Here is a 23,118-nt window from a genome sequence, read left to right as displayed (position 1 = left end):
TTGTCGCCGACCTTCTGAGTCGGGTAATTCTCAGGGCTCGCGACGGGAAACTGAAGACTACTCCCTCCGGAAGCAGTTTCAAAAAAAACATGCAAATTCAGCCCCGTTCGTCTGCGTTACTATGATGCGGGGCCTTGCCGCAAAGGGCGGCCTCAAAGGGGAAGCGACCAGACCATGACCAGCGACTATCCGCGCGACCTGATCGGCTACGGCGCGACACCCCCCGATGCGGCCTGGCCCGGCCGCGCCCGCATCGCGGTGCAGTTCGTCATCAACTACGAGGAAGGCGGCGAGAACAACATCCTGCACGGCGACGCCGCTTCCGAGGCCTTCCTCTCCGAGATCGTCGGCGCCCAGGCCTGGCCCGGCCAGCGCCACATGAACATGGAATCGATCTACGAGTACGGCAGCCGCGCGGGCTTCTGGCGCCTGCACCGCCTCTTCACCACCGCCGGTATCCCGGTCACGGTCTACGGCGTCGCCACGGCGCTTCAGCGCAATCCCGGCGCGGTGGCCGCCATGAAAGAGGCGGGCTGGGAGATCGCCTCCCACGGCCTGAAATGGATCGAATACAAGGACTTCACCAAGGACGAGGAGCGCGCCCAGCTGGACGAGGCGATCCGTATCCACACGGAAGTCACCGGCGAGAGGCCGCTGGGCTGGTACACCGGGCGCACCTCGATCCACAGCCTGGACCTGGTGATGGAGGAAGGCGGCTTCCTCTATTCCGCCGATTCCTACGCCGACGACCTGCCCTACTGGGTTCAGGGGCCCAAGGGCCCGCACCTCATCGTGCCCTACACCCTGGACGCCAACGACATGCGCTTCGCCACGCCCCAGGGCTTCAATTCGGGCGACCAGTTCTTCGCCTACCTGAAGGACTCCTTCGATATGCTCTATGCCGAGGGCCGCGCCGGGCAGCCGAAGATGATGTCCGTCGGCCTGCACTGCCGCCTCGCCGGGCGGCCCGGGCGCGCCGCGGCCCTGGCCCGCTTCCTCGACTACGTGCAATCGCACGACGCCGTCTGGGCGGCGCGGCGCATCGACATCGCCCGCCACTGGCACGAGACCCACAAGCCGTGACCGAGGCGGCCACACAGGACCGCGCGGCCTTCGTCGCCCGCTTCGGCAGCGTCTTCGAGCATTCCCCCTGGATCGCCGAGGCCGCCTTCGACGCCGGCCTGCCGGCGGAACCCTGGACTCCTGAAGGTCTGCACGTGGCCATGGCCGCCGCGCTGCGCGCCGGAAGCGAAGAACAGAAGCGCGCCCTTATCCAGGCCCACCCGGACCTGGCCGGGCGCCTGGCCCAGGCCGGGCGGCTGACGGCGGAGTCGACCAGGGAGCAGGCGGCCGCCGGGCTCGACCTGCTGAGCGACGCGGAGCGGGCGCGCTTCACCGAGCTGAATGAGCGCTACAAGGCGAAGTTCGGGATGCCCTTTATCATGGCGGTCAAGGGGCGTACCAAGGAGGAGATCCTGGCGGCCTTCGAGACCCGGTTGGAGAACGATCCGGCGGCGGAAGCCGCTACCGCCCTTGAACAAATCGAACGAATCGCCCTCTTGCGGCTGAAGGAGATGCTGCCATGACCCTCGCCACGAACCCCCTGGCCGGGGCCGGGACCTGGATCAAGGCGATGGTCGACGGCTGGGCGCGCTTCAGCGAAGAGGAAGAGAAGCTGACCCGCGTCTTCCTCAGCCCCGAGCACCAGGCCTGCGCCGAAGCGGTGATGACCGCCATGCGCGCCGCCGGCATGACCGCGCGCATCGACGCCATCGGCAACGTTGTCGGCCGCTACGAGGCAGCCACAGAAGGCGCGAAGACACTGATCACCGGCTCTCACATCGACACCGTGCGCGACGCCGGCGCCTATGACGGCAACCTGGGAGTCGCCCTGCCCATCGCCTGCATCGCCGAGCTCGATTCCCGCGAGAAGCGCCTGCCCTTCGCGGTGGAGGTCATCGCCTTCGGCGACGAGGAGGGCGTGCGCTTTCCCACCACGCTGTCCGGCTCGCGCAGCATCGCCGGCACCTTCGATCAGGCGGCACTGGCGGCGACCGACGCCCAGGGGACCAGCCTGGCCGAGGCGCTCACCCACTTCGGCTGCGATCCCACGGCCATCGCCGCCGAGGCGCGCAAGCCGGAAGACGTCCTGGCCTTCGTCGAGGTGCACATCGAGCAGGGTCCGGTGCTGGAAGCCGAAGAGCTGCCGGTCGGCGTGGTCACCGCCATCAACGGCGCCAGCCGCTACGCCATCACCCTTGAGGGCATGGCCGGCCACGCGGGCACCGTGCCCATGCACCTGCGCAAGGACGCCCTGGCCGGCGCGGCGGAGATGATCGCCGCCATCGAGCAGCGCGCCGCCGCCGAGGAAGGCCTGGTCGCCACCGTCGGCCGCATCGAGGCGGCCCCGGGCGCCATCAACGTGATCCCGGGCCGCGTCAGCTTCACCATCGACCTGCGTGCGCCGGAGGACGGCCAGCGCAGTGCCGCCGTCGCCTCGGTGAAGGAGAAGCTGCAGGCCATTGCCAGGCGCCGCGGCCTGGAGCTTTCCATGGAGCTGCTCTACGAGGAAGGCGCGGCCGGCTGCGACCCGGCGCTGATGGAGCAGCTCGACAAGGCCGTCGAGCGCCAGGGCTTCCGCGCGCTGCGCCTGCCCAGCGGCGCCGGCCACGACGCCATGGCGCTTTCCGCGCTCTGCCCCATCGCCATGCTCTTCGTGCGCTGCGGCGGCGGCATCAGCCATAACCCGCTGGAAAGCATCACCAGCGAGGACGCCGAAGCGGCGGCCCGGGTGTTCCTGGACTTCCTCGAGAACTTCGACCCGAACTTCGGCTGAGGCCTCTTTTAAATGACCGACATCCAAGAAACGATCCTGAGCACCCTTGAGGCCGAGCGCGAGCCCCAGACCCGCTTCCTGGCGGAACTGGTGAAGGTGCCCTCCGACAACCCGCCGGGCGACTGCGCCGCCCATGCCGAGCGCGCCGCCGAGCTGCTGGAGGGCCTGGGCTTCGAGGTCGAGCGCCATCCGGTGCCCAAGGCAACGGTCGAGGCCGCCGGCATGATCGCCGCCACCAACCTGGTGGTGCGCCGCAGGTTCGGCGACGGTCCCGTGATCGCGCTCAACGCCCACGGCGACGTGGTGCCGCCGGGCGAGGGCTGGACCAAGGACCCCTACGGCGCCGAGGTGGCCGACGGCTGGATGTACGGGCGCGGCGTCGCCGTCTCCAAGTCAGACTTCGCCACCTACACCTACGCCCTCCTCGCCCTCGAGGCCGCCGCCAAGGCGGGTGCGGACCTGAAGGGCACGGTGGAGTTGCACTTCACCTACGACGAGGAGGCCGGCGGCGAGATCGGCCCGCGCTGGCTGCTGGACCAGGGCATCTCCAAGCCCGACCTCTCCATCGGCGCCGGCTTCTCCTACAACGTGGTGACGGCGCACAACGGCTGCCTGCACCTGGAAGTGACGGTCACCGGCAAGTCGGCCCATGCCGCCATGCCCTTTACCGGCCATGACGCCCTGGAGGCGGCCAACGCCGTGCTGACCGCGCTCTACGGCTGGCGCAAGGGCTTGGCGTCCAAGGTTTCAAAGATCGAGGGCATCGGCAGCCCGCAGTGCACCGTCGGCCTCATCGAGGGCGGCATCAACACCAATGTGGTGCCGGACAAGGTGACCTTCCGCCTGGACCGCCGCATGATCCCGGAGGAAAACCCGGAAGAGGTCGAGGCCGAGCTGCGCGGCCTCATCGAGTCATCGGCCGCACCCTTCCCCGGCATCACCGTCGCCGTCCGCCGCATCCTCTTCTCCGCGCCGCTCGTGCCGCTGGACGGCAGTGAAGCCTTGACGCAGAGGCTTTGCCAGCGCGCGACAGGGGTCATGGGCGAAACGGTGGAAGCCAAGGGCGTGCCGCTCTATACCGACGCGCGGCACTACACCGCGGCGGGCATTCCCACGGTGCTCTACGGCGCCGGCCCCCACAACATCGAGGAAGCCAACGCCCACCGCGCCGACGAACGCCTGCCGCTGGACGACCTCTACAAGGCGACCCAGGTGGTGGCGCTGGCGCTCTATGACCTGTTGAGTGGGGCCTGATCAGGCGGGCGTTTCCACCAGGCCGCGCAGGTCGTAGACCCCGACCGGCTTGCGGACGCCCTTGAGGTCGAAGCTTCCCATGGCCTCGGCTTTCACCTGCCCCTCGACATCCGCGTGGGCGCGCTGACTGAGCAGAATTTGTCCCTCCGCCGCCGTGTCGCAGAGCCGGGCGGCAACATTCACCACGTTGCCGATGGCGGTGTAGTCGCTGCGCCCCTTGAAGCCGACGAGACCAAGCGTGGCAAAGCCGCTGGCGATGCCGATGCCGAGGCCGATGGTTTCGCCACGCCGGGCCCAAGGCTCCCGGATGGCATCGAAGGCGCGGCGCAGATCGCACGCCAGTTTCACGGCATCGAGCACCGGTTCCTCGCAGGGGACGGGATCGTTGAAGAATACCATGGCGCCGTCGCCCGCCAGGAAGCCGATGGTGCCGCCGTGGTCTTCGACCAGGCCGCCCAGCATCGCGTGATAGTCCTCCAGCAGGGCGATGAGTTCCTCCGGCTCGATCTCTTCGGAGAGGGCCGTGAACCCCCGGATATCGCAAAACAGGCAGGCGACATAGCGGCGGTGGGTGGCCAGCAGCGCCTCCTTGCCCTCGGAGACCACCAGCTCGGCGACCTGAGGGGCGAGGAATTGCTTGAGACGGGCCAGGCGGCCGATCTCCTGCCCCTGGCTTTCGACCCGGCTTGCCAGGCTGCGGTTCAGCCGGTCGATCGCCTGAGCCTGGTCACGCACGGTGCGGTTCAGGGCGCCCAGGAAGGTGACCCAGTTCAACAGGGCCGCGATGGTCAGAAGGACATAGGCCAGCGATTCCACGCGGCCGTCGTAGCTCAGGTAGAGCGTGCCCACCAGGATCGCCAGTGCCGCGATGCCGAGGGCCAGAGGGATGGTGCCGCCATGGCGCCGCCGGTCCCGCCACAGCGCAAAGACCGCGACCAGCGCAAGGCCCCACATCAGCACCGCCTGGACGTGAGGATTGAAGAGTTGTTCCTTCTGCACGCCCAGCAGACTCGTCATCACAATGCTGCCGTAGCAGACGGTCAGGGACCCCAAAGCTGCAAGGAAGGCTGCCGCACCGGCGGGCAGCACGATCTTGCCAGCATACTGCCGCGGCGGGCCGAGGACAGCCTGTGCTTCCCCGCCTGCGGGGCCAAGGGCGGCAACTTGCCGCCGCTGGTCTTCGGCCATGGCGAGCCTCCCATCGGCCATACGATTCGAGAGACGGAAAAAGCCTAAGACGCGGTGGAGCAGGACGCAAAGCCTTACGCACCCCTCCGACACGGCGGTGCGCTCCAGAGTCGATCAGCGCCGCCGCGCCTCAACCAAACGCTGCAATGGCGCCGGCAGCAAAAAAAAGAGGGCGCCGCTCGAAAACGAAGGGCGCCCTCAGTTCAGAGGCAAACCACAGGGTTATTTGGCCAGACAGCTGTCCACGTTTTCCGGCGTGCATTCGTCGAGGCCGGTGTAGAGCGTGCCGTCGGTGGGTGACCCCTTGATCAGCTCGATCATCACCGAAGGCGCCTTGTAGCCCATCTCGAAGGGCCGCTGGCCGATTTGCGCGTGGCTGCGCCCGGCCTTCAAGGCGTCGATCTGCGGCGGCAGGGTGTCGCCGGCCACGATGATGAGCTCTTTGCTCTTCAGCTTGTCCATCACCTGGTCTGTCACCTGGGCATAGGCCTGCGGCGCGAACTGCGCCCAGCCGCCGACCAGGATGAAGGCGTCGAGGTCGGGATTGGCGGTGAAGGTGTCGGCCATCTGCTGGTTGGCGAGATCCACCTGGTCGTTGGTGAACAGCGGGCAGCCGTCGATCTCCGTCCAGCCGTTGGTATCGGCCAACCGGTCGACGCCCTTCTTGCCGGCAATGGTGTCGCGGAAACCGGCGGCGCGGGCGTTGATGTTATCCGCCGCCACGTTGCCGAGCTGCAGGCAGACCGTCCCGCCCTCGGGCTTCAGCTTCATGGCGTGCTCGGCCATCTTCACGCCCATAAGGTAGTTGTCGGTGCCGAGGTAGGTCTCACGCAGCGCCGCGTCCTCGGCCATGAAATCGGCGTCGATGGTCATGATCGGAATATCGGGCGCGCGCTTGCGAATGAGATTGGCCATGGCCGGCGCATTGGACGGCGAGATGGCAATGGCGTCGACGCCGCGCGTCAGCAGGTCGTCAACGATCTGCACCTCACCCGCCTCGTCGGCGCTGGAGGCCGGACCGGTGTAATAGCACTCGTATTCGGACTGCGGGTTTTCGGAAATCCACTTCTTGCATCCCAGATTGATCTGCTCGAAGAAGGGGTTGTCGAGGCCCTTGACCACGATAGCCAGGGTCTTCTTCTCCTGCGCCATGGCCGTAGCAGCCAGCACGGAGAAGGCTGCCGCCGCTATGACGGCAAACAACTTCCTAAGAGTCATCTTCATCCTCCCGTTGTCGCGAGCGGCCGCGCCGCTGCGGTTGTCAGCCCGGATACCAGACCCTTCGCGGGTCGTTGTGTTCTCGTTGGTAGCTCCAGGCCTCTTCGATCAGGCGCTGCAGATCGTACTGCGGCTCCCAGTCCAGCAAGGCGCGCGCCTTGCTGTTGTCCATCCAATTGCTGTGATAGCTGCTGTCGATGCGCACGGAGGGCAGATCGCGGGTGCGCGCCAGGTAGTCGGCGACCTCGCCGTAGTCGATCGGCCGGTTCATGCAGATGTTGAATAGCTGCCCGCGCGCCTTGGGATTGTCGAGCGCCGCAAGGATGGCCTCGACCAGGTCGCCGACATGGACGAAGTTGCGCCGCAACGGTTCGCCGTCGGCGTCGTGCAGGCAGGGCACCGTGCCACTGCGCTGGAAGTCCTCCGCCACCTCTTCGCCCACCAGTTCGCGCCACTGCGGCGCGCCGAAGACATCCTCGCCGAAGGACAGCGTGTACTTGAAGTCGTCCTTCTCCATGATCCAGGGCGCGCGCAGGCAGCAACCGTTGAAGTCGTACTGCAGGCAGTATTGCTGCAGCATGACCTCCTCCAGCACCTTGGAGAGCGCGTAGCAGCCCGGATAGGCCTGGTGCGGCACTTCCTCCGTCGCCGGGACCGGCAGGCGGTAGTGGAAATGACCGATCGCCGCGTCGCCGCCGATCAGCACGAACTGGCGGAAAGCCGGGCTCGCGCGCGCTTCCTCAAGCAGCCAGAACAGCCCCTTGACGGTGACGTCCATGACGTCGTCGGGTGTTTCCTTGCAGGTCGCCAGGTGGACGGCGTGGGTCACGCCGTCGAGGGCCTCGGCAACGACGGCGCGCTCCGCAATCGATCCGCGAACCACGGAAATCCGGTCCGTCTCCTCGATGCTGCGGTTATGGCAGAGCGCACGTATCTCGGCGCCGCCCCACCTTTCGTCGGACAGCAGGCGGGCAATCAGGGTTCGCCCCACCTTCCCCGTGGCACCGGTCACCAAAAGTCGCATCGCTGTACCTCGATAGCGCTACCATACTAATATTCTGAATTTTCATTAGTCAATCTGATTCCCACAATCTCCAGCAGTAATCGATGCTGCAGCGCGACGATCGGGTAGCAGGAAGAAAGCGCCAATTTTCATATATCATATTAAGAAACATGGTATTTTCCGGGAATCGGGCACTCTGGCGCGGCCGCGGCCACGCCAGAGTGCCCGCTGCGCGATTGACGCCATCAAGCCGCCGGGATAAGGATGGTAATAGATAATATTAGCTCACTTCGCTTGGCGCGTGCCTTTCAGGGAGGGGGTAACGGCCGATGACTGTTCTCGCACTGTCCGGAGTCTCGAAGCACTTCGGCGCCATCCAGGCCTTGAGCGACGTCTCGCTGACCCTGCGTTCGGGCGAAGTGGTGGGGCTGATGGGCGACAACGGCGCCGGCAAGTCGACGCTGGTGAAGATCGTCGCCGGCAACTACCCGCCCTCGTCGGGCGAGATGACCATCGAGGGGCGCAACGTTCATTTCAGCGGCCCCGCGGACGCGCGCTCGGCCGGCATCGAGATCGTCTACCAGGATCTGGCGCTCTGCGACAACCTGACGGCCGCCGCCAACGTCTACCTGGGCCGCGAACTGACCAAGAGAATGGGCCCTCTCCGCCTGCTGAACTACAAGGCCATGTACGACCGGGCCGGCGAGCTCTTCGCCGAGCTGAAATCCGAGACCCGTCCGCGCGACCTGGTGCGCCGCATGTCCGGCGGGCAGCGCCAGGCCGTGGCCATCGCCCGCACGCGGCTGTCCGAGCCCAAAATCGTGCTGATGGACGAGCCCACCGCGGCCATCTCCGTACGGCAGGTCGCGGAGGTGCTGAACCTCATCCGCAGGCTGCGCGACCACGGCATCTCGGTGGTGCTGATCAGCCACCGCATGCCCGACGTCTTCTCCGTCTGCGACCGTATCGTGGTCCTGCGTCGGGGCACTAAAGTCGCCGACAAGGCGGTCGAGCAGAGTTCACCCGAAGAAGTGACCGCGCTCATTACCGGCGCCATCGAGACGGCCTAGAGGAGAACCCCATGGCGAGGGAAGAAGTGGGCATGGTGACCAGCCTCGAAGACGCGATCAGCCGGCAGACGCACGGCCATCCGCTGAGCTGGCTGACCAGCCGCCAGACCTTCTGGGTCTTTCTCGCCGCCGTCATCGCCTGCGTCACCCTGAGCCTGGTCACCGACACCTTCGCGACGGAGCGCAACCTCTTCAACGTGACGCGCAACTTCGCCTTCGTCGGCATCGTCGCCCTGGGCATGACCGCGGTGATCATCATCGGCGGTATCGACCTGTCGGTGGGATCCGTCGTCGTACTCTCTGCGATGGTGACAGGGATGACCATGGCGGCCGGCTATCCGATCTACCTCGCGGTCCCCCTGGCCCTGGCCGCCTCGCTGGCCGTGGGCCTGTTCAACGGAGTGATGGTGGCCTTCCTCAAGGTTCCGCCCTTCGTCGTCACCCTGGGCGTGCTTTCCGTCGCCCGCAGCCTGGCCATGGTGCTGTCCGACAACAAGATGGTCTATCAGTTCGGACCCGACCACCAGGCCCTGCTGACGCTGGGCGGCGGCTCGACCCTCGGCATTCCGCATCCCGTCTACTTCCTTGTTGTCCTGGCGCTGGGCACCGGCTATTTCTTCCGCTGGACGCGCTGGGGCCGTCACATCTTCGCCATCGGCGGCAACGAGCAGGCCGCCACTCTCACCGGCATTCCCGTCAGGAGCGTGAAGATCTCTGTCTATATGTTCGCCTCGCTGATGGCCGGCATCACCGGAGTGCTGGAGGTCGGCTGGCTGGGCGGCGTCACCACCAATCTGGGCCAGAGCATGGAGTTGAGCGTCATCGCAGCGGCGGTGATCGGCGGCGCCAACCTGGCCGGCGGCATCGGCACGGCCTTCGGCGCCGTCGTCGGCGCAGCCCTCATCGAAGTCATCCGCAACAGCCTGATCCTGCTGGGCATCAGCACCTTCTGGCAGGGCACCTTTGTCGGCTCCTTCATCATCATCGCGGTGCTCTTCGATCGCCTGCGGGTGAGCCGCGCCAACGACTGAGAGCCGGCAGAAAACCAATCGACCTATGCGACATAAATCTTCACAAGCCCCTGAAACCGTGAACCTCGAAGACGACGCGTCGCCGCGGCCCTCCTCGCCCGGGCGACCCGCCAAGCGCGTAACCATGACCGACGTCGCGCGGGTCGCCGGCTGTTCCCAGTCGACGGTCTCCGTCGTGCTGAACGAAACGCCGGGCATCCGCATCTCCGATCGCACCCGCCGGCGGGTCAAAGCGGCGGTGGACGAACTGGGTTACGGCTATCAGCGCAGCAAGGCGAGCCGCAGCTTCGAATCGTGCCAGATCGCCATCATCTTCGACCAGATGGCGACCAGCCCGGAGGCGGTGGTGTCCTTCGACGGCGCCCGCGAGGCCGCCTGGCAGTCAGGCCACGTGGTAAGCGCCTTCCAGACCTACAACGATCCGGTGATGGAGCCGCGCACGCTCGAGGCCGTGCAGAACAATCACGTCGCCGCTATCATCTACGCAACCATCATGACGCGCAAAGTCACGCCGCCGCGCGCGCTGCTGGAGGCGGGCGTGCCGGTGGTGCTGCTGAACTGCTACGCCGACCAGAACCCCTTCCCCACCGTGCTGCCCGGCGAGGTCGCAGGCGGAAACCGGGCGACCCACACGCTGATCTCCGCCGGCCACCGGCGCATCGCCCACATCACCGGCGAAATGTGGATGGACGCGGCCAAGGACCGCCTGAAGGGCTACCGCCAGGCTCTCGCCACCGCGGACATCCCCTACGACCCCGCGCTGGTGCGCGAGGGCAATTGGCAGCCGAGCGCCGGCTACGAGCACACCAATGCGCTGCTGGATCTGGAGTGGCCGCCGACCGCGATCTTCTGCTCCAACGACCGCATGGCGCTGGGCTGTTACGAGGCCTTGAAAGAACGCGGCCTGAAGATTCCGCGAGACATCTCGGTCATCGGTTACGACGACGAGGAAGTCGCCCGCCACCTGACCCCCCAGCTCACCACCCTGGTGCTGCCGCACCGGGAAATGGGCCGCTGGGCCGTGGAACAGATCCTCTCGTCTCCCTCGGCGGAGTTGCCGCCGGGCGGGCGCTACAGCATCACCAAGCTGGAATGCCCACTCATTGAACGCGAATCCGTGGCGCCGCCGCGTGACGAGTGATCCTTCTTGAGTCGCGACGATCCGCTCTATGAAGATGGAAACCTCGTCCAGTTCTACGACCTGGAGAACGGCTGGGGCCCCGACTTCGATTTCTGTGCCGGACTGGCAGCCGGGGCGCGCTCGGTGCTGGACCTCGGTTGCGGCACCGGGGAACTGGCGGCGAAGCTCGCCGAAACCTGCGAGGTGGTCGGCGTCGATCCCGCCGCCGCCATGCTGGCGGTGGCGCGGGCGCGGCCCGGCGGCGACAGGGTCGAGTGGCTGGAGGGCGACGCCCGCGACCTGCGCCTGGACCGCCGCTTCGACCTCATCCTGCTGACCGGTCACGCCTTCCAGGTCTTCCTGACGCCGGAAGACCAGCTCGCCGCGCTCCGGACCATCGCCCTGCACCTGAACCCGCGTGGCCGCTTCATCTTCGACAGCCGCAACCCGGCGGTGGAGGAATGGCGCGAGTGGGTGCCGGAAGAATCACGAGAAGAGATCACACACCCCAAGCTCGGCGCCGTCGAGGCCTGGAATGACGTGGCCTACGATCCCGCCACGGGCATCGCCACCTACGAGACCCACTACCGCGTCGTTTCTACGGGACAACATTTCAGCGCCACCTCGCAGATCCGCTTCACGCCGAAAGACGAACTGGAGGCGCTGATTTCCGAAGCCGGGCTGCACGTCACCCAATGGTACGGCGATTGGCAGGGCGGCCCCTGCACGGCGGACTCCAAGGAACTCATCCCGCTCGGCGGCCTGGTGCAGCTGGCCTGACCGGCCGCAAGGCCGTGCTCTTTCCTGAGTGCGGGCGGCCTAGCGGGCGAGAATTCAGAAAAATCTCCCGGTTCGTAAGAATTTGACATTTCGTTAGAATTCGCGCCGCCTTACAACTTGGGGTCGCATTCTATTAAGATCTTTCGCCATACAATCGCTACTCCGAAACGGGCGACCAGAAATGGTAGGCGAGAGCGATGCATCGACAGCAGACCTTCACCTATATCTTGATCGTCGCGGGCGTGCTTGGGCTGGGCATCGCTGCGGGGCTGGGACTGTTCGAAACGCTTGGCGAAAGACAGGCTGCGGCTTCGCAATCGACCCGGCGCGACCCTCAGGCAACAGCTGTTTACGATAGCTGCATGACGAGTATTGCGGCGTCCCGGCTCAAAGACCCTTCGGTGCAACAAGCTATCTGCAACTGCTACGTCGACGAAGCCACTCAGAGCTTCGAACCTGAGGACTATTCGATTATCGTCGCGGCCATGTCAGGCGATACCAAGCGCGTCGAAGCCGAGATCCGTTCTCTTTCCAGGAACGAACAGATCGCTTTCACAAAGCGGATGAAGCACCTCACTGCCTCGGCCTTTCCGCGCTGTATGAAGACTGGAATCAAGGCAGCCGAGAATGCGCGCAATGCATTGTAGTCACGTTGTTGCGCGGCAGGCTCAACACCCGGCATAGTTTCAGACTACGGAATGGGGGAAGAGAAAAAGCTGGGTTAGGGTCACAAGTCCGACAAGTACCCCGGCGGGTACCGGCACCTGGGTCACCACCGCCATGAGGTGACACGCATCGCCCGCGACGACTTGCTGCCGCCGGCGGCAGAAGGCTGTAATCTGGCCGCTTTCCGCCCGCAGCGGCTCGATTCCCTCTGGAGTGCCTTCCTTATGTCCTCCTTCTCCTCGTCCCAGACTGTCCGCAAGACCGCCACCACCTCGCACAAAGGCCTCGTCGCCGCGCAACACCGCAAGGCGGCGGAGATCGGCGCGGAGGTTCTGGCGGCCGGGGGCAACGCGGTGGACGCGGCGGTCGCGGTTTCCTTCGTCCTCGGCGTCGTAGAGCCCTGGATGAGCGGGCCGGCGGGCGGCGGCGCGGCCATGCTGTGGCACGCGGAAGACAGCCGGGCCGAGGCCCTGTTCTACGGCCTGCGCGCCCCGGCCGGCCTCGAGCCCGCCGATTTCCCTCTGACCGGCGAGGAGTCCAGCGGTGACCTCTTCCCCTGGAAGGCCGTGGTGGCGGACCGCAACGTGATGGGCGCCACCTCGGTCGCCGTGCCGGGCCTGGTCGACGGCCTGGGCAAGGCCCACGCGCGCTACGGCAGCCTGCCGTGGCGCGAGCTGCTGCAACCGGCCATCGCCTGCGCCAAGGAGGGCTTCCTGGTCGACTGGTACGTGGCGCTCCTGATCGCCTCCGCCGCGCGCAACCTGGCGAAGGATCCGGACGCCGCCGCCCGCTTCCTGGACGACGGCCAGTGGCCGCGCGTCGCCAACTGGACCGCGCTCTCCGACCAGCGCATCGACATGTCGGCCATGGTCCCGACCCTGGCGGAAATCGCCGAGCAGGGCCCGCGCGCGCTCTACGACGGCGACCTGGCGGCGGCCCTGGCCAAGGACGTCGAGGCCAAGGGCGGTTCCCTGCGCCTGGCCGACCTGCAGGCCTACCAGGCCGAATGGCAGGAGGCGCTCAGCTTCGACTACCGCGATGCACGGCTCCACGTCACGCCGCAGCTGACCGCCGGGCCCACCATCGCCGAGGTCTTCGCCCGCCTGGCCGAGGGCTTCACGCCGGCCGCGTCCCCGGTGGGCGCCCACTACACCGCCTACGCCGCCGCCCTGAAGGCCGCCTACGCCAAACGTCTGGCGGAAGACGGCGACAACGAGGATCCGCGCGCGCCGACCTGCACCACGCATTTCTGCGTGGCCGACAAGGACGGCAACATGATCGCGATGACCCAGACACTGCTCTCCGCCTTCGGCGCGCGGGTCGTCTCGCCCTCCACCGGCCTGCTGCTCAACAACGGAATCATGTGGTTCGACCCGGAGCCCGGCAAGCCCAACTCCCTGGCGCCCGCCAAGCGCTGCCTGATGAACGTCTGCCCGCTGATCGGGGAGGTGGGAGAGCGGCGCTTCGCCCTCGGCGCCTCCGGCGGGCGCAAGATCATGCCGGCGGTGGCGCAGCTCGCCTCCTTCCTGGCCGATTTCGGCATGAGCCTGGAGGACGCCTTCCACCAGCCGCGCATCGACGTGTCCGGCGGCGCAACGGTAATCGCCGACGACAGCCTGGCCCCGGAGGTTCTCTCCGCCCTGGCCGCGGACCACCAGGTGGTGGCCGCCCGGCGCACGCCCTACCCCTACGCCTTCGCCTGCCCGGCCGGAGTCCTGCGCCAGGCCGGGGAGAACTGGGGCGCGACCGAGCCCCTCTCGCCCTGGGGCGATGCCGTGGCAGAGACCTGATTCTTCAGGTTTTTCTCATCCCGGGAGAATTGATCCAGCGCAAGGCCCGAGGTCCGGAAAAGGCCGAAACTGCTTTCGGATCCAAGATGAGGGCATGCCTGATGACGAACTTTTTCTCCCGGTTGGAGCTCCACAGCAAGCTGATGGGCCAGATGATGGAACGCTGCGGCGTCGATCCTGCGGAGTTGGCGCAGGATCGCTGCGGCGCCACCTTGGCCACCGCCGCGCGGGCCTGCATGGTCTGCGGGCGCACCGACAGCTGCCAGCGCTGGCTGGAGGCCACCGAGGGCGGCGTGGAGCAGATTCCGCCAAGCTTCTGCCCCAACGCCCGGCGGTTCGAGGCGCAAAAGGCGGTCAACTGAGGCAGGGCCTAGCGCCCCTCAAGGCCGTAGAAGCGGCTTGCCGTGCCGCCGAAGACTTCTGCACGGCCGGCATCCGTCAGGCCGGCGCAGAGTGATTCTGCGGCGGCGTGCCATTGCCGGTAGCCGGCGCGCCGGGTGCAGACCGGCCAGTCCGAACCCCACATCACCCGCTCGGGACCGAAGGCCCGCAGCACCACCTCCACATAGGGCGCGAGATCTTCTTCCCGCCAGTCCCCGTCGGCCTCCGTGACCAGGCCGGAGAGCTTGCAGCAGGCACCGCTTTCTTCCGCGATGCGCCGCAGCCCCTCGCCCCAGACAGCCAGTTCCTCCTTCGCGGTGCCGTGGTCGCGGATCTGCGGTTTCATGCAGTGATCAACCACCATCCTCAGCTTCGGGTAGCGCTTCACGACGGCCAGGAAGTTTGCCAGGTGCCGGGAGAGACCCAACGCGTCGAAGGTAAGGTCGAGGTCGACGAGGGCGGCATAGGCCCACTGCACGGCGTCGCCCAGCATCCAGTCGACATCGGGGACGAATTCAATCATCGGACGCAGGCCGACGAACTTCGGATGCGCCTTCCAGCGCTCCAGGTGCCTCAGATGGTCCCGGTCCTCGAAGTCGATCCAGCCGACCACGGCGGCAACGCTCTCGGTGGCCTCGGCAAGCCCCAGCATGTACTCGGTCTCCGCGACCGTACCCGCCGCCTGCACCAGCACCGTGCGGTCGATCCCCGCCGCCGCCAGTTCCGGCGCCAGGTCGCCTGGCCCATAGGGCAGCGCCAGTACCGGATCGTCCATCGACATCCAGGCGTAGTCGCCGCGCCGCGGGTCCCAGTAATGCTGATGCGCATCGACGCGCAATGTCATCGCCTCGCCTCCCGCTCAGCCCGCCGGCGCATCGTCGCGCAGCAGGCCCTTGGCCTTCAGGTCCTGCCACAGCGCGGGCGGCACCGTCTTGTCCAGGATCGCGCGGTTGCTCTGGACCTCCCCCGCGCTCTGCCCGCCGGGGATGACCGAGACGACGCAGGGGTGCAGCAGCGGAAACTGCAGCGCCGCTTCGATAAGGCGCAGGCCGTGGTCCCCGCACACCGCCTCGATCTGCGCCACGCGGTCGAGGATCTCCTGGGGCGCGGGGTCGTAGTTGTAGAATGCGCCGGGCTTCGGTCCGCTGGCCAGGATGCCGGAGTTGTAGGGCCCGCCGAGCACGATGCCGATGCCGCGCCGCTCGCAGAGGGGGAGAAAGCTGTCCAAGGCTTCCTGCTCCAGCAGAGTGTAGCGGCCGGCCAGCAGGAAGAGGTCGAAGTCGCCGCGCTCGGCCAGCCACTGGCAGGCCTGCCATTCGTTGAGCCCGGCGCCGAAGGCCTTGATGACCCCCTGGTCGCGCAGGGACAGCAGCGCGTAGTAGCCGCCTTGGATGAACTCCTGCAGCTTGGCGTCCAGTGCCTCCTGCGTACCGTGGTTGAAGAGGTCGATGTCGTGGCCGTAGAGGATATCGATACGGTCGACGCCCAGGCGTTCCAGGGAAGCCTCGAAGGAGCGCATGACGCCGTCGTAGGTATAGTCGTAGACCTCGCGGCGCGAGGGGGTGTCGAAGAACTTGCCGATGCCGGTGCGCTGATCCGGCGGGCAGACCTGCAGCAGGCGCCCCACCTTTGTGGAGAGGACGTAGTCGTCGCGCCGGCGGCCGAGCAGGAAGCGGTTAAGCCGGGTTTCGGCCAGCCCCAGGCCGTAAAGTGGCGCGGTGTCGAAGTAGCGGCAACCGGCGTCCCAGGCCGCCTCCAGCGCCGCCTGCGCCGCCTCCTCGCTGATCGCGCGGTAGAGGTTGCCCAGCGGCGCCGTGCCGAAGCCAAGCTCGGTGAAGGTCAGCCCCCCGTTGTCGATCCGCTGGAAGTGCCTCGTCTTCAGGGACATGCCCTGCTCCTCCCCAATGAACCGGGGAAGAGCCTAGCACAGCCACGGCGCCGGATGCCTGTGCCTTAGCGCACCAGCACGTTGCGGAACTGCCAGGGGTCGCTGTCGTCGGTGTCTTCCGGAAAAAAGCCGCGCCGGTCGGTGAGCGGCGTCCAGTCGGTGTAGTAGCCCTTCACCGGCCCCAGGTAGGGCCGCTGCACCTTGAGGCAGAGGGCGTGGTCCATCTCGTCGGTCTCGACGATGCCCGCCTCCGGGTTCTCCAACGCCCAGACCATGCCCGCCAGCACCGCCGAGGTCACCTGCAGGCCGGTGGCGTTCTGGTAGGGCGCCAGCTTGCGCGTCTCCTTGATCGAGAGCTGTGAGCCGTACCAGTAGGCGTTCTTGGCGTGGCCGAAGAGCAGCACGCCCAGTTCGTCGATGCCGTCGATGATGTCGTGCTCGTCCAGGATCTTGTGGGCCTCGGGCGCCTGCCCGCCGCGCCCGAACATCTCGTGCAGGCTGAGGACCGCCACGTCGGCCGGATGATAGGCGTAGTGGCAGGTCGGGCGGTAGACCGCCTTGCCGCCCTCGCTGAGGGTGTAGTAGTCGGCGATGGAGATCGCCTCGTTGTGGGTGACGAGAAAGCCGTACTGCGCCTGGGCCGTCGGCGTCCAGGACCGCACCCGCGTATTGGCGCCGGGCTGCAGCAGGTAGATGGCGCACTGCGGGCCCGCGTCGAAGGTCCGCGCGTTCTCCGGCATCCAGGCTTCGTGGGTGCCCCAGCCCAGTTCGGCCGGCTGCAGCCCCTCGGAGATGAAGCCCTCCACCGACCAGGTGTTCCAGAACTGGTTCATCGGCCTCGGCTCGCGGGCGCGCTGGGTGTCACGCTCGGCGATGTGCACGCCCTTGACCCCCAGGCGCTGCATGAGGCTTGCCCAGCCCTCTCGGCTCTGCGGCGTGTCGGTCTCGACACCGGTGTCCCTGGCGATGTCGAGCAACGCCTGCTTCACGAACCAGGAGACCATGCCCGGGTTGGCGCCGCAGCAGGAGACCGCCGTGGTGCCGCCGGGGTTCGCCGCCTTCTCCCGCCGCACCGTTTCGCGCAGGGCATAGTTGGTGCGCTCGGCCGGGTCGGCGCCCTCGTCGAAGTAGAAGCCGGGCCAGGGCTCGACCACCGTGTCGATGTAGAGCACCCCCAGTTCGCGGCACAGCTTCATCACGTCCAGCGAGGAGACGTCGACCGAGAGGTTGACGCAGAAGCCCTGGCCGTCGCCGTCGGTCAGCAGCGGCGTCAGCAGCTCGCGGTAGTTCTCCGGCGTCAGCGCCGCCTGCACGAAGCGGATGCCGCGTTCGTCGAGCAGTTCCTTGTCGGTATCGTCGGGGGCGATAACGACGAAACGGCTGCTGTCGAAGTCGAAGTGGCGCTCGATCAGCGGCAGCGTGCCGCGGCCGATGGAGCCGAAGCCGATCATGACGATGGGGCCGCTGATGGCGCCGTAGTCAGGCCAGGGGGTGGTCATGGCGCAGTCTCCCTTGCTGCGGTTTAAAGATACTCCGTCAGGCCGCGACGGCGGCCAGCGGCGCCGCGGGGAACGGCGGTGCAACGACAGACGGCAGGTCAGCTTGCCAGATACCGGCGGCGCGCAGCAAACCGCGCGCCTGCTTCAGGGCGCCGGGGCGCAGCTCCAGGCCCAGAAAGCGGTGCCTTTCGACCGGCCCCGGCAGTTCCAGGTTCTGCGCCACGGCGGCGGTGAAACCGAAGCGCGCGTAGTAGGGCGCATCGCCGACCAGCAGCACGGCGCCCTGGCCCGTCGCCGCGGCCCGGTTGAGCGCGCGGCACAGCAGCGCGGCGCCGATGCCCTCCCCCTGGCGCCCCGGCTCGACCGCCAGCGGGCCCAGCAGCGCCAGGCCGCGGGCCCCCGCCGCCGCCACGGACCACAACCGCACGGAGCCGATCAGCCGGCCGCCCTCGCGGGCGACCAGGGACACCTCCGGCAGGCGGCCATCGCGCAGACGTTGAGAAGTCTTGGCGAAACGCCCCGGCCCCATGGCCCGGTCGAGCAGCGCCTCGCGGGCGCCGGCCTCGCCCGGCGCCTCCTCGTCGATCACGTACATGGCAGGGCCCTCTAATCCACGCCCGCTAGATCACGAAGGACTTCAGCGGCGCGAAGCCGTTGAAGCCCACCGAGGCATAGGTCGTCGTGTAGGCGCCGGTGCCCTCGAAGAGCAGCATGTCGCCGATCTCCAGAGACAGCGGCAGCAGGTAGGGCGTCTTCTCGTAGAGCACGTCGGCGGAATCGCAGGTCGGTCCGGCGACCACGCAGGGGCCCGCCGCCCCGCCGTCGCGTTCGCTGCGGATCGGGTAGCGGATCGCCTCGTCCATGGTCTCGGCCAGGCCGCCGAACTTGCCGATGTCCAGGTAGACCCAGCGGGTGTCCTCGCCGGGATCCTTCTTGGAGATCAGGACCACCTCGGTCTTGAGCACGCCGGCGGAGCCGACCATGCCGCGGCCCGGCTCGATGATGGTCTCGGGCGGGCGGTTGCCGAAGTGGCGCAGGATCGACTCGCGGATCGCCTGGCCGTAGCGCACCGCCGCCGGCTCATCGCCGCGGTAGCGGGCCGGAAAGCCGCCGCCCAGATTCACCAGGGTCAGGCGGATGCCGCGCTCTGCCAGGGTGCGGAAGATGCTGCTGGCGCTGGCGACCGCCGCGTCCCAGGCTTCGGTGTTGCGCTGCTGCGAGCCGACGTGGAAGGAGATGCCCGCGGCCACCAGGCCCAGGCGATGCGCCGTTTCCAGCACCTCGGGCGCGTGCTCCGGGGTGCAGCCGAACTTGCGCGACAGCGGCCAATCCGCCCCGGCGCCGTCGCAGAGGATGCGGCAGAAGACGCGGGCGCCGGGGGCGGCGCGGGCGACCTTCTCGACCTCTTCGATGCAGTCGACGGCGAAGAGGCTGACGCCCAGGCGGTGGGCCGTCGCGATGTCGCGCTCCTTCTTGATGGTGTTGCCGTAGGAGATGCGGTCCGGGGTCGCGCCGGCGGCCAGGGCCGCGTCGATCTCCACCACCGAGGCGCAGTCGAAGCAGGAGCCGAGCGCCACCAGGGCGGAGAGGATCTCCGGCGCCGGGTTGGCCTTCATGGCGTAGAAGATGCGGCTGTCCGGCAGGGCGCGCTCGAACGCCAGGTAGTTCTGGCGCACCTCCTCCAGGTCGACGACGAGGCAGGGCCCCTCGTGGCGGTGGCTACGCAGGAACTCACGAACGCGGTCGGTCATGGGACTCTCCCGTAAAACGACGTCCAAGAACCGCCGGCGCCGCCCCGGGGGCCCGCCGCGATGGAGACGGCGGCCCGCAGGCGATACCGGCCGTCGCGCGCTCATGCCGGACTGCGGCATGGTCGTCGCGACCCCGAATAAGTGCTGCCTTGGCTTGGAACGGGAGACCCGGTCCGCACGGCTGGCAATGATGTAGCTGCCTCTTCAGTGACCCCGGCCCTTGGAGAGGCCGGCAGAGACCAAAAAAGCCCTCTACGTCGTTGCTTTAAGTCGCTCGGCGCTCCGAAGCTTTGGAGAGCCCCGCCATCTGGGCGTCCCGGGAGCGACCACGGGCACGTGCGAATTTGGGCGAGGGGTAAATAGGCCCGAACGGGTTCCGGCGCAAGAGAAATTTTTCGCTTTTTTCGCTGACGGATTAAGACCTTGTTCATCCGCCGGGCCGCGGCGGGGGCCCCCGCCCCATCGAGGCGGGAGCGGCGAGACAGCGGCGTTCAGAGCGCGGGCACCTCGCCGCGGCGCGGCAGGTCGGCGCCGCGGCGCGAGCAGGTGACGGCCGCCGCCGAGATGGCGAAGCCGGCGATGCGCCGGCAGTCGTCGAGGGTCAGCTCCGGCAGCCCCGCCTTGGTCGCCTTGCCCAGCTCCTCCAGGCCGCAGAGCAGCGCCGCCTGGAAGGTGTCGCCGGCGCCGACGGTGTCCACGGTCTCCACCTTGCGGCCCGGCACTTCGAAGGCCTCGCCGCGCAGCGAGGCGACGACTCCCTCGGCGCCGCGGGTCACCAGCACCAGCTTCACGCCGCGCGAATGCCAGCGGGCGATCGCGCTGTCGATGCTATCGCCGGGAAACAGCAGGTCCAGGTCCTCGTCGCTGACCTTCACGATGTCGGCGATCTGCGAAAAGCTTTCGACGCGCCGGCGCCACACCGCCGCGTCGGGCTCGACGCTGAGGCGCACGTTGGGATCCAGCGAGATAAGCTTCCCGGCGGCCTGGCTGTGGGCCAGGGCCTCCAGGGCGTCGGCGGTCTGACCGACCACCAGGGAAAAGGAGCCGAAGTGCAGACCGGTGACCTCCGCCGGCAGGTCCGGCAGATCGGCCGCCGTGACCACGCGGTCGGCGGCATCGTGGCCATAGAAGGTGTAGTGCGGCACGCCGCTGGCGGTCAGGCCGACCACGGCGAGCGTCGTCGGATTCTGCTTCTTCACCAGGTAGCCGGTCTCGACCTTCTCCTCGGCCAGGGCGCTCTCCAGGCGGCGGCCCAGGGGATCGCTGGACAGGCCGGTGAAGAAGGCGACCCGGCGCCCCAGGCGCGACAGGCCGACGGCGACGTTGAAGGGCGAACCGCCGATGCGGGCGTCGAGCGTGAAGCCCGCCGCCGTTTCAGCCACCGGGAAAATATCGTAGAGCGCTTCGCCGCAGATCAGGAACATCTCTCATCAATCCGCAAGAAAAAGGAGGGGCGCGAAACCTCGTTGCTCCGTCGCGCCCCTCCAGGCAGGCGGCCGCATGGCCCGAGCCGCCAGGGGGGAGGGCTAAGCCCGCCTTAGTTCAACACCGCGCCCTCGGGCAGAGCGATCTCCGCCGGCGGCTCCATCGCCCCGGTCATGATCGCGACCGCGTCGGACATGGTGAAGTCCTGCGGGCGAATCACCGCATGACGCTTGCTCAGCCGGTGAATGTGGATGCGGTCGGCCACCTCGAAGACGTGCGGCATGTTGTGCGAGATCAGCACGATGGGCATGCCGCGCGCCTTGACGTCCTGGATCAGCTCCAGCACGCGGCGGCTTTCCTTCACGCCCAGGGCAGCCGTCGGCTCGTCCATGATGACGAACTTGGTGGCGAAGGCCGCCGCCCGGGCCACCGCGACGCCCTGGCGCTGGCCGCCCGAAAGCGTTTCCACCGCCTGGGTGATCGACTGCACCGTCATCAGGCCCAGTTCCGTCAGCTTCTGCCGGGCGAAGTCGCGCATCTGCTTCTTGTCCAGCATCTTGAAGACGGAACCGGCAATACCGTCCTTGTAGATCTCGCGGCCCAGGAACATGTTGTCGGCGATCGACAGAGCGGGCGACAACGCGAGGTTCTGGTAGACGGTCTCGATCCCGGCTTCACGCGCGTCCATCGGCGACTTGAAGGTGACCGGCTGATCGTCCAGGCGGATTTCTCCGTCGTCTATGTGCACGGCGCCGCAGAGCGCCTTCACCAGGGTCGATTTGCCGGCCCCGTTGTCGCCGATGATGGCAAGCACCTCGCCGGGAAAGAGCTCGAAGTCGGCACCATCCATGGCAGTGACCCGGCCATAGCGCTTGGTGAGACCGCGACCGGTCATGACGGGTTTCAGGCTCATGCGGTTACCCTCCGGATCCACTGGTCCATGGCGACGGCCACGATGATCAACAGGCCGACGGCGAAGGTCTGCCACAGCACATCGACGCCGCCGAGTTTGAGGCCGGAACGGAACACGCCGACGATCAGGGCCCCGAAGAGGGTGCCGAAGATCGCGCCGCGGCCGCCGAACAGCGAGGTGCCGCCGATGACCACCGCGGTGATGGCGTCCAGATTGCCTTCATAGAAGGACTGCGGCGAGGCCGAGCCGACCCGGCCGATGGCGGCCCAGCCGCCCAGCGCGCAAAGGAAGCCGGCGGCGCCGTAGACCGACAGCAGCACGCGGTCGGTACGGATGCCCGACAGCTCGGCCGCTTCCTTGTCATCGCCGACGGCGTAGACAGCACGGCCCCATCCGGTCCAGTTCAGCGCGTACCACAGCACGATGAAGATAGCGATCATCAGGAAGGAGCCGAGCGTGAACTGCGCGCCCAGCAGCTCGACCCGCAGACCGAAGATCTTCAGAAGCGGCGCGGTGGTATCGATGTCCTGGCTGCGGATCGTCTCCGACTCCGAATACCAGAGGTTCAGGGCAAAGAAGATCGACCAGGCGCCCAGGGTGACGATGAAGGGCGGCAGCCGCAGCTCCAGCGCCGGGCCGAAGCTTAACCAGCCGACGGCGAGACCCGCCAGCATGCCGAGCGGCACCACATAGATCAGCGGCAGGCCGAGGCTGAGCAACAGTACCCAGGCCAGCACGGCCACGGCGACCGGCACCAGGCGGGTGCGGGTGACCAGGCTGCCGTTGAACAGGCCACAGGCCAGGCCGACGGCCAGGCCGGCAAGCACGGCGAGGACAGAAGGCACGTCGCCCTGCACCGCCAGGCGGGCCATCACCATGTAGCTCAGCACCATGATGGCGGCGACGCTGAGGTCGATGCCGGCGGTCAGGATGACCAGGGTCTGGGCGGCGCCCAGGATGCCGATGATGGTGACCTGCTGGATGATCAGCGACAGGTTGAACGCCGAGAAGAAGTTGTTGGCGACCACCCCGAAAACGGCGCAGCTGAGCACCAGCACCACCACCGGGGCGGCCGTCGGATTGGCATGCAGGAAATGGTGGAACTTAGCGAGCGGCGACTTGTCGTGCGTCTCGAAGGAAGCGACATCTGTCGAGCTCTTTTCGAGAACCTTCTCGAAGTCCTGTGGGCCTCTGGCGGCACCACCCGCGGGGCCTCCCGGATCACTGGCCATGACTTAAACCTCCCATGAGTTGGTAGGCGCGGGAGGTGCCATGGGCACCTCCCCGTCCGCAGCACCCTTGCTC

General features: G+C 67.4%; 22 protein-coding genes. 11 read left to right on the top strand and 11 right to left on the bottom strand.

The window, feature by feature from the left end:
• The first annotated feature begins 174 nt into the window (after positions 1 to 174).
• From puuE to H7X47_RS06470, 4 genes are read left to right on the top strand one after another with little or no spacing between them, the layout of a single operon-like run.
• Positions 175 to 1,083: an allantoinase PuuE gene (gene puuE / locus H7X47_RS26435; RefSeq protein WP_193367826.1), complete on the top strand. Its 909-nt coding sequence runs from the start codon at positions 175 to 177 to the stop codon at positions 1,081 to 1,083.
• The gene (uraD, locus tag H7X47_RS26430) at positions 1,080 to 1,586 is read left to right on the top strand and encodes a 2-oxo-4-hydroxy-4-carboxy-5-ureidoimidazoline decarboxylase (protein ID WP_193367825.1); all 507 of its coding nucleotides are present in this window, start codon (positions 1,080 to 1,082) and stop codon (positions 1,584 to 1,586) included. The genes puuE and uraD overlap by 4 nt, the downstream gene beginning before the upstream one ends.
• A complete protein-coding gene (locus tag H7X47_RS06475) occupies positions 1,583 to 2,836 on the top strand; it encodes an allantoate amidohydrolase (RefSeq protein WP_193367824.1) in 1,254 nt (417 codons plus the stop codon). The genes uraD and H7X47_RS06475 overlap by 4 nt, the downstream gene beginning before the upstream one ends.
• A gap of 12 nt (positions 2,837 to 2,848) precedes the next feature.
• On the top strand, positions 2,849 to 4,090 hold the full coding sequence (locus H7X47_RS06470) for a M20/M25/M40 family metallo-hydrolase (protein WP_193367823.1): 1,242 nt from the start codon (positions 2,849 to 2,851) through the stop codon (positions 4,088 to 4,090).
• On the opposite strand, the gene H7X47_RS06465 is transcribed toward H7X47_RS06470, so the two are convergent.
• The 3 genes from H7X47_RS06465 to H7X47_RS06455 form a co-directional block, all read right to left on the bottom strand.
• A complete protein-coding gene (locus H7X47_RS06465; RefSeq protein ID WP_193367822.1) occupies positions 4,091 to 5,278 on the bottom strand; it encodes an adenylate/guanylate cyclase domain-containing protein in 1,188 nt (395 codons plus the stop codon).
• Between the two features lie 222 nt (positions 5,279 to 5,500).
• Complete coding sequence (locus H7X47_RS06460) at positions 5,501 to 6,496, bottom strand: sugar-binding protein (RefSeq protein ID WP_227010252.1); 996 nt, start codon at positions 6,494 to 6,496, stop codon at positions 5,501 to 5,503.
• Between the two features lie 43 nt (positions 6,497 to 6,539).
• A complete protein-coding gene (locus H7X47_RS06455) occupies positions 6,540 to 7,520 on the bottom strand; it encodes an NAD-dependent epimerase/dehydratase family protein (protein ID WP_193367820.1) in 981 nt (326 codons plus the stop codon).
• Positions 7,521 to 7,828: 308 nt separating this feature from the next.
• On the opposite strand from H7X47_RS06455, the gene H7X47_RS06450 reads away from it, so the two are divergent.
• The 7 genes from H7X47_RS06450 to H7X47_RS06420 all read left to right on the top strand — a co-directional run bounded on the left by H7X47_RS06450 (position 7,829) and on the right by H7X47_RS06420 (position 14,318).
• Entirely contained in the window at positions 7,829 to 8,569 is a 741-nt protein-coding gene (locus H7X47_RS06450) for an ATP-binding cassette domain-containing protein (RefSeq protein ID WP_193367819.1), read from the top strand.
• Between the two features lie 11 nt (positions 8,570 to 8,580).
• Positions 8,581 to 9,600, top strand: a complete 1,020-nt coding sequence (locus tag H7X47_RS06445; protein WP_322096458.1) for an ABC transporter permease — start codon at positions 8,581 to 8,583, stop codon at positions 9,598 to 9,600.
• A 124-nt stretch (positions 9,601 to 9,724) separates the two neighbouring features.
• Complete coding sequence (locus tag H7X47_RS06440; RefSeq protein WP_193367818.1) at positions 9,725 to 10,741, top strand: LacI family DNA-binding transcriptional regulator; 1,017 nt, start codon at positions 9,725 to 9,727, stop codon at positions 10,739 to 10,741.
• Positions 10,742 to 10,747: 6 nt separating this feature from the next.
• Entirely contained in the window at positions 10,748 to 11,500 is a 753-nt protein-coding gene (locus H7X47_RS06435; RefSeq protein WP_193367817.1) for a class I SAM-dependent methyltransferase, read from the top strand.
• Positions 11,501 to 11,697: 197 nt separating this feature from the next.
• Positions 11,698 to 12,147 (top strand): hypothetical protein, encoded by a 450-nt coding sequence (locus tag H7X47_RS06430; RefSeq protein ID WP_193367816.1) that lies wholly within the window; start codon positions 11,698 to 11,700, stop codon positions 12,145 to 12,147.
• A gap of 138 nt (positions 12,148 to 12,285) precedes the next feature.
• The gene (locus H7X47_RS06425; RefSeq protein WP_319633547.1) at positions 12,286 to 13,956 is read left to right on the top strand and encodes a gamma-glutamyltransferase; all 1,671 of its coding nucleotides are present in this window, start codon (positions 12,286 to 12,288) and stop codon (positions 13,954 to 13,956) included.
• A gap of 101 nt (positions 13,957 to 14,057) precedes the next feature.
• Complete coding sequence (locus H7X47_RS06420) at positions 14,058 to 14,318, top strand: DUF6455 family protein (protein WP_193367815.1); 261 nt, start codon at positions 14,058 to 14,060, stop codon at positions 14,316 to 14,318.
• Between the two features lie 8 nt (positions 14,319 to 14,326).
• On the opposite strand, the gene H7X47_RS06415 is transcribed toward H7X47_RS06420, so the two are convergent.
• The 8 genes from H7X47_RS06415 to H7X47_RS06380 all read right to left on the bottom strand — a co-directional run bounded on the left by H7X47_RS06415 (position 14,327) and on the right by H7X47_RS06380 (position 23,045).
• Entirely contained in the window at positions 14,327 to 15,181 is an 855-nt protein-coding gene (locus H7X47_RS06415; RefSeq protein WP_193367814.1) for an amidohydrolase family protein, read from the bottom strand.
• Positions 15,182 to 15,196: 15 nt separating this feature from the next.
• Complete coding sequence (locus H7X47_RS06410) at positions 15,197 to 16,225, bottom strand: aldo/keto reductase (RefSeq protein WP_322096457.1); 1,029 nt, start codon at positions 16,223 to 16,225, stop codon at positions 15,197 to 15,199.
• 65 nt (positions 16,226 to 16,290) lie between these two features.
• Positions 16,291 to 17,724, bottom strand: coding sequence for a homospermidine synthase (locus H7X47_RS06405; protein WP_193367813.1), 1,434 nt, complete (start codon positions 17,722 to 17,724; stop codon positions 16,291 to 16,293).
• A 37-nt stretch (positions 17,725 to 17,761) separates the two neighbouring features.
• Positions 17,762 to 18,319: a GNAT family N-acetyltransferase gene (locus H7X47_RS06400; RefSeq protein WP_193367812.1), complete on the bottom strand. Its 558-nt coding sequence runs from the start codon at positions 18,317 to 18,319 to the stop codon at positions 17,762 to 17,764.
• A gap of 25 nt (positions 18,320 to 18,344) precedes the next feature.
• A complete protein-coding gene (locus H7X47_RS06395) occupies positions 18,345 to 19,475 on the bottom strand; it encodes a type III PLP-dependent enzyme (RefSeq protein ID WP_193367811.1) in 1,131 nt (376 codons plus the stop codon).
• A gap of 491 nt (positions 19,476 to 19,966) precedes the next feature.
• On the bottom strand, positions 19,967 to 20,899 hold the full coding sequence (locus H7X47_RS06390) for a carbohydrate kinase family protein (protein WP_193367810.1): 933 nt from the start codon (positions 20,897 to 20,899) through the stop codon (positions 19,967 to 19,969).
• 113 nt (positions 20,900 to 21,012) lie between these two features.
• Positions 21,013 to 21,813, bottom strand: a complete 801-nt coding sequence (locus H7X47_RS06385; protein ID WP_193367809.1) for an ATP-binding cassette domain-containing protein — start codon at positions 21,811 to 21,813, stop codon at positions 21,013 to 21,015.
• Complete coding sequence (locus H7X47_RS06380) at positions 21,810 to 23,045, bottom strand: ABC transporter permease (protein ID WP_193367808.1); 1,236 nt, start codon at positions 23,043 to 23,045, stop codon at positions 21,810 to 21,812. The genes H7X47_RS06385 and H7X47_RS06380 overlap by 4 nt, the downstream gene beginning before the upstream one ends.
• Positions 23,046 to 23,118 lie beyond the last annotated feature (73 nt).

Source organism: Pelagibius marinus (assembly GCF_014925385.1).
In the GTDB taxonomy this organism is placed as follows: domain Bacteria; phylum Pseudomonadota; class Alphaproteobacteria; order Kiloniellales; family Kiloniellaceae; genus Pelagibius; species Pelagibius marinus.
The sequence above is the reverse complement of the archived record's forward strand: the minus strand, read 5'-3'. Positions and strand labels throughout refer to the sequence as shown.

What these genes read in the sequence shown, in the direction of transcription:
- H7X47_RS06395 (WP_193367811.1), bottom strand. Translation starts at nt 19,475, where the DNA reads ATGACCGACCGCGTTCGTGAGTTCCTGCGTAGCCACCGCCACGAGGGG.
- H7X47_RS06385 (WP_193367809.1), bottom strand. Translation starts at nt 21,813, where the DNA reads ATGAGCCTGAAACCCGTCATGACCGGTCGCGGTCTCACCAAGCGCTAT.
- H7X47_RS06380 (WP_193367808.1), bottom strand. Translation starts at nt 23,045, where the DNA reads ATGGCCAGTGATCCGGGAGGCCCCGCGGGTGGTGCCGCCAGAGGCCCA.
- H7X47_RS06410 (WP_322096457.1), bottom strand. Translation starts at nt 16,225, where the DNA reads ATGTCCCTGAAGACGAGGCACTTCCAGCGGATCGACAACGGGGGGCTG.
- H7X47_RS06475 (WP_193367824.1), top strand. Translation starts at nt 1,583, where the DNA reads ATGACCCTCGCCACGAACCCCCTGGCCGGGGCCGGGACCTGGATCAAG.
- H7X47_RS06470 (WP_193367823.1), top strand. Translation starts at nt 2,849, where the DNA reads ATGACCGACATCCAAGAAACGATCCTGAGCACCCTTGAGGCCGAGCGC.
- puuE (WP_193367826.1), top strand. Translation starts at nt 175, where the DNA reads ATGACCAGCGACTATCCGCGCGACCTGATCGGCTACGGCGCGACACCC.
- H7X47_RS06445 (WP_322096458.1), top strand. Translation starts at nt 8,581, where the DNA reads ATGGCGAGGGAAGAAGTGGGCATGGTGACCAGCCTCGAAGACGCGATC.
- H7X47_RS06465 (WP_193367822.1), bottom strand. Translation starts at nt 5,278, where the DNA reads ATGGCCGAAGACCAGCGGCGGCAAGTTGCCGCCCTTGGCCCCGCAGGC.
- H7X47_RS06405 (WP_193367813.1), bottom strand. Translation starts at nt 17,724, where the DNA reads ATGACCACCCCCTGGCCTGACTACGGCGCCATCAGCGGCCCCATCGTC.
- H7X47_RS06400 (WP_193367812.1), bottom strand. Translation starts at nt 18,319, where the DNA reads ATGTACGTGATCGACGAGGAGGCGCCGGGCGAGGCCGGCGCCCGCGAG.
- H7X47_RS06390 (WP_193367810.1), bottom strand. Translation starts at nt 20,899, where the DNA reads ATGTTCCTGATCTGCGGCGAAGCGCTCTACGATATTTTCCCGGTGGCT.
- H7X47_RS06450 (WP_193367819.1), top strand. Translation starts at nt 7,829, where the DNA reads ATGACTGTTCTCGCACTGTCCGGAGTCTCGAAGCACTTCGGCGCCATC.
- H7X47_RS06440 (WP_193367818.1), top strand. Translation starts at nt 9,725, where the DNA reads ATGACCGACGTCGCGCGGGTCGCCGGCTGTTCCCAGTCGACGGTCTCC.
- H7X47_RS06415 (WP_193367814.1), bottom strand. Translation starts at nt 15,181, where the DNA reads ATGACATTGCGCGTCGATGCGCATCAGCATTACTGGGACCCGCGGCGC.
- H7X47_RS06460 (WP_227010252.1), bottom strand. Translation starts at nt 6,496, where the DNA reads ATGACTCTTAGGAAGTTGTTTGCCGTCATAGCGGCGGCAGCCTTCTCC.
- H7X47_RS06430 (WP_193367816.1), top strand. Translation starts at nt 11,698, where the DNA reads ATGCATCGACAGCAGACCTTCACCTATATCTTGATCGTCGCGGGCGTG.
- H7X47_RS06420 (WP_193367815.1), top strand. Translation starts at nt 14,058, where the DNA reads ATGACGAACTTTTTCTCCCGGTTGGAGCTCCACAGCAAGCTGATGGGC.
- H7X47_RS06455 (WP_193367820.1), bottom strand. Translation starts at nt 7,520, where the DNA reads ATGCGACTTTTGGTGACCGGTGCCACGGGGAAGGTGGGGCGAACCCTG.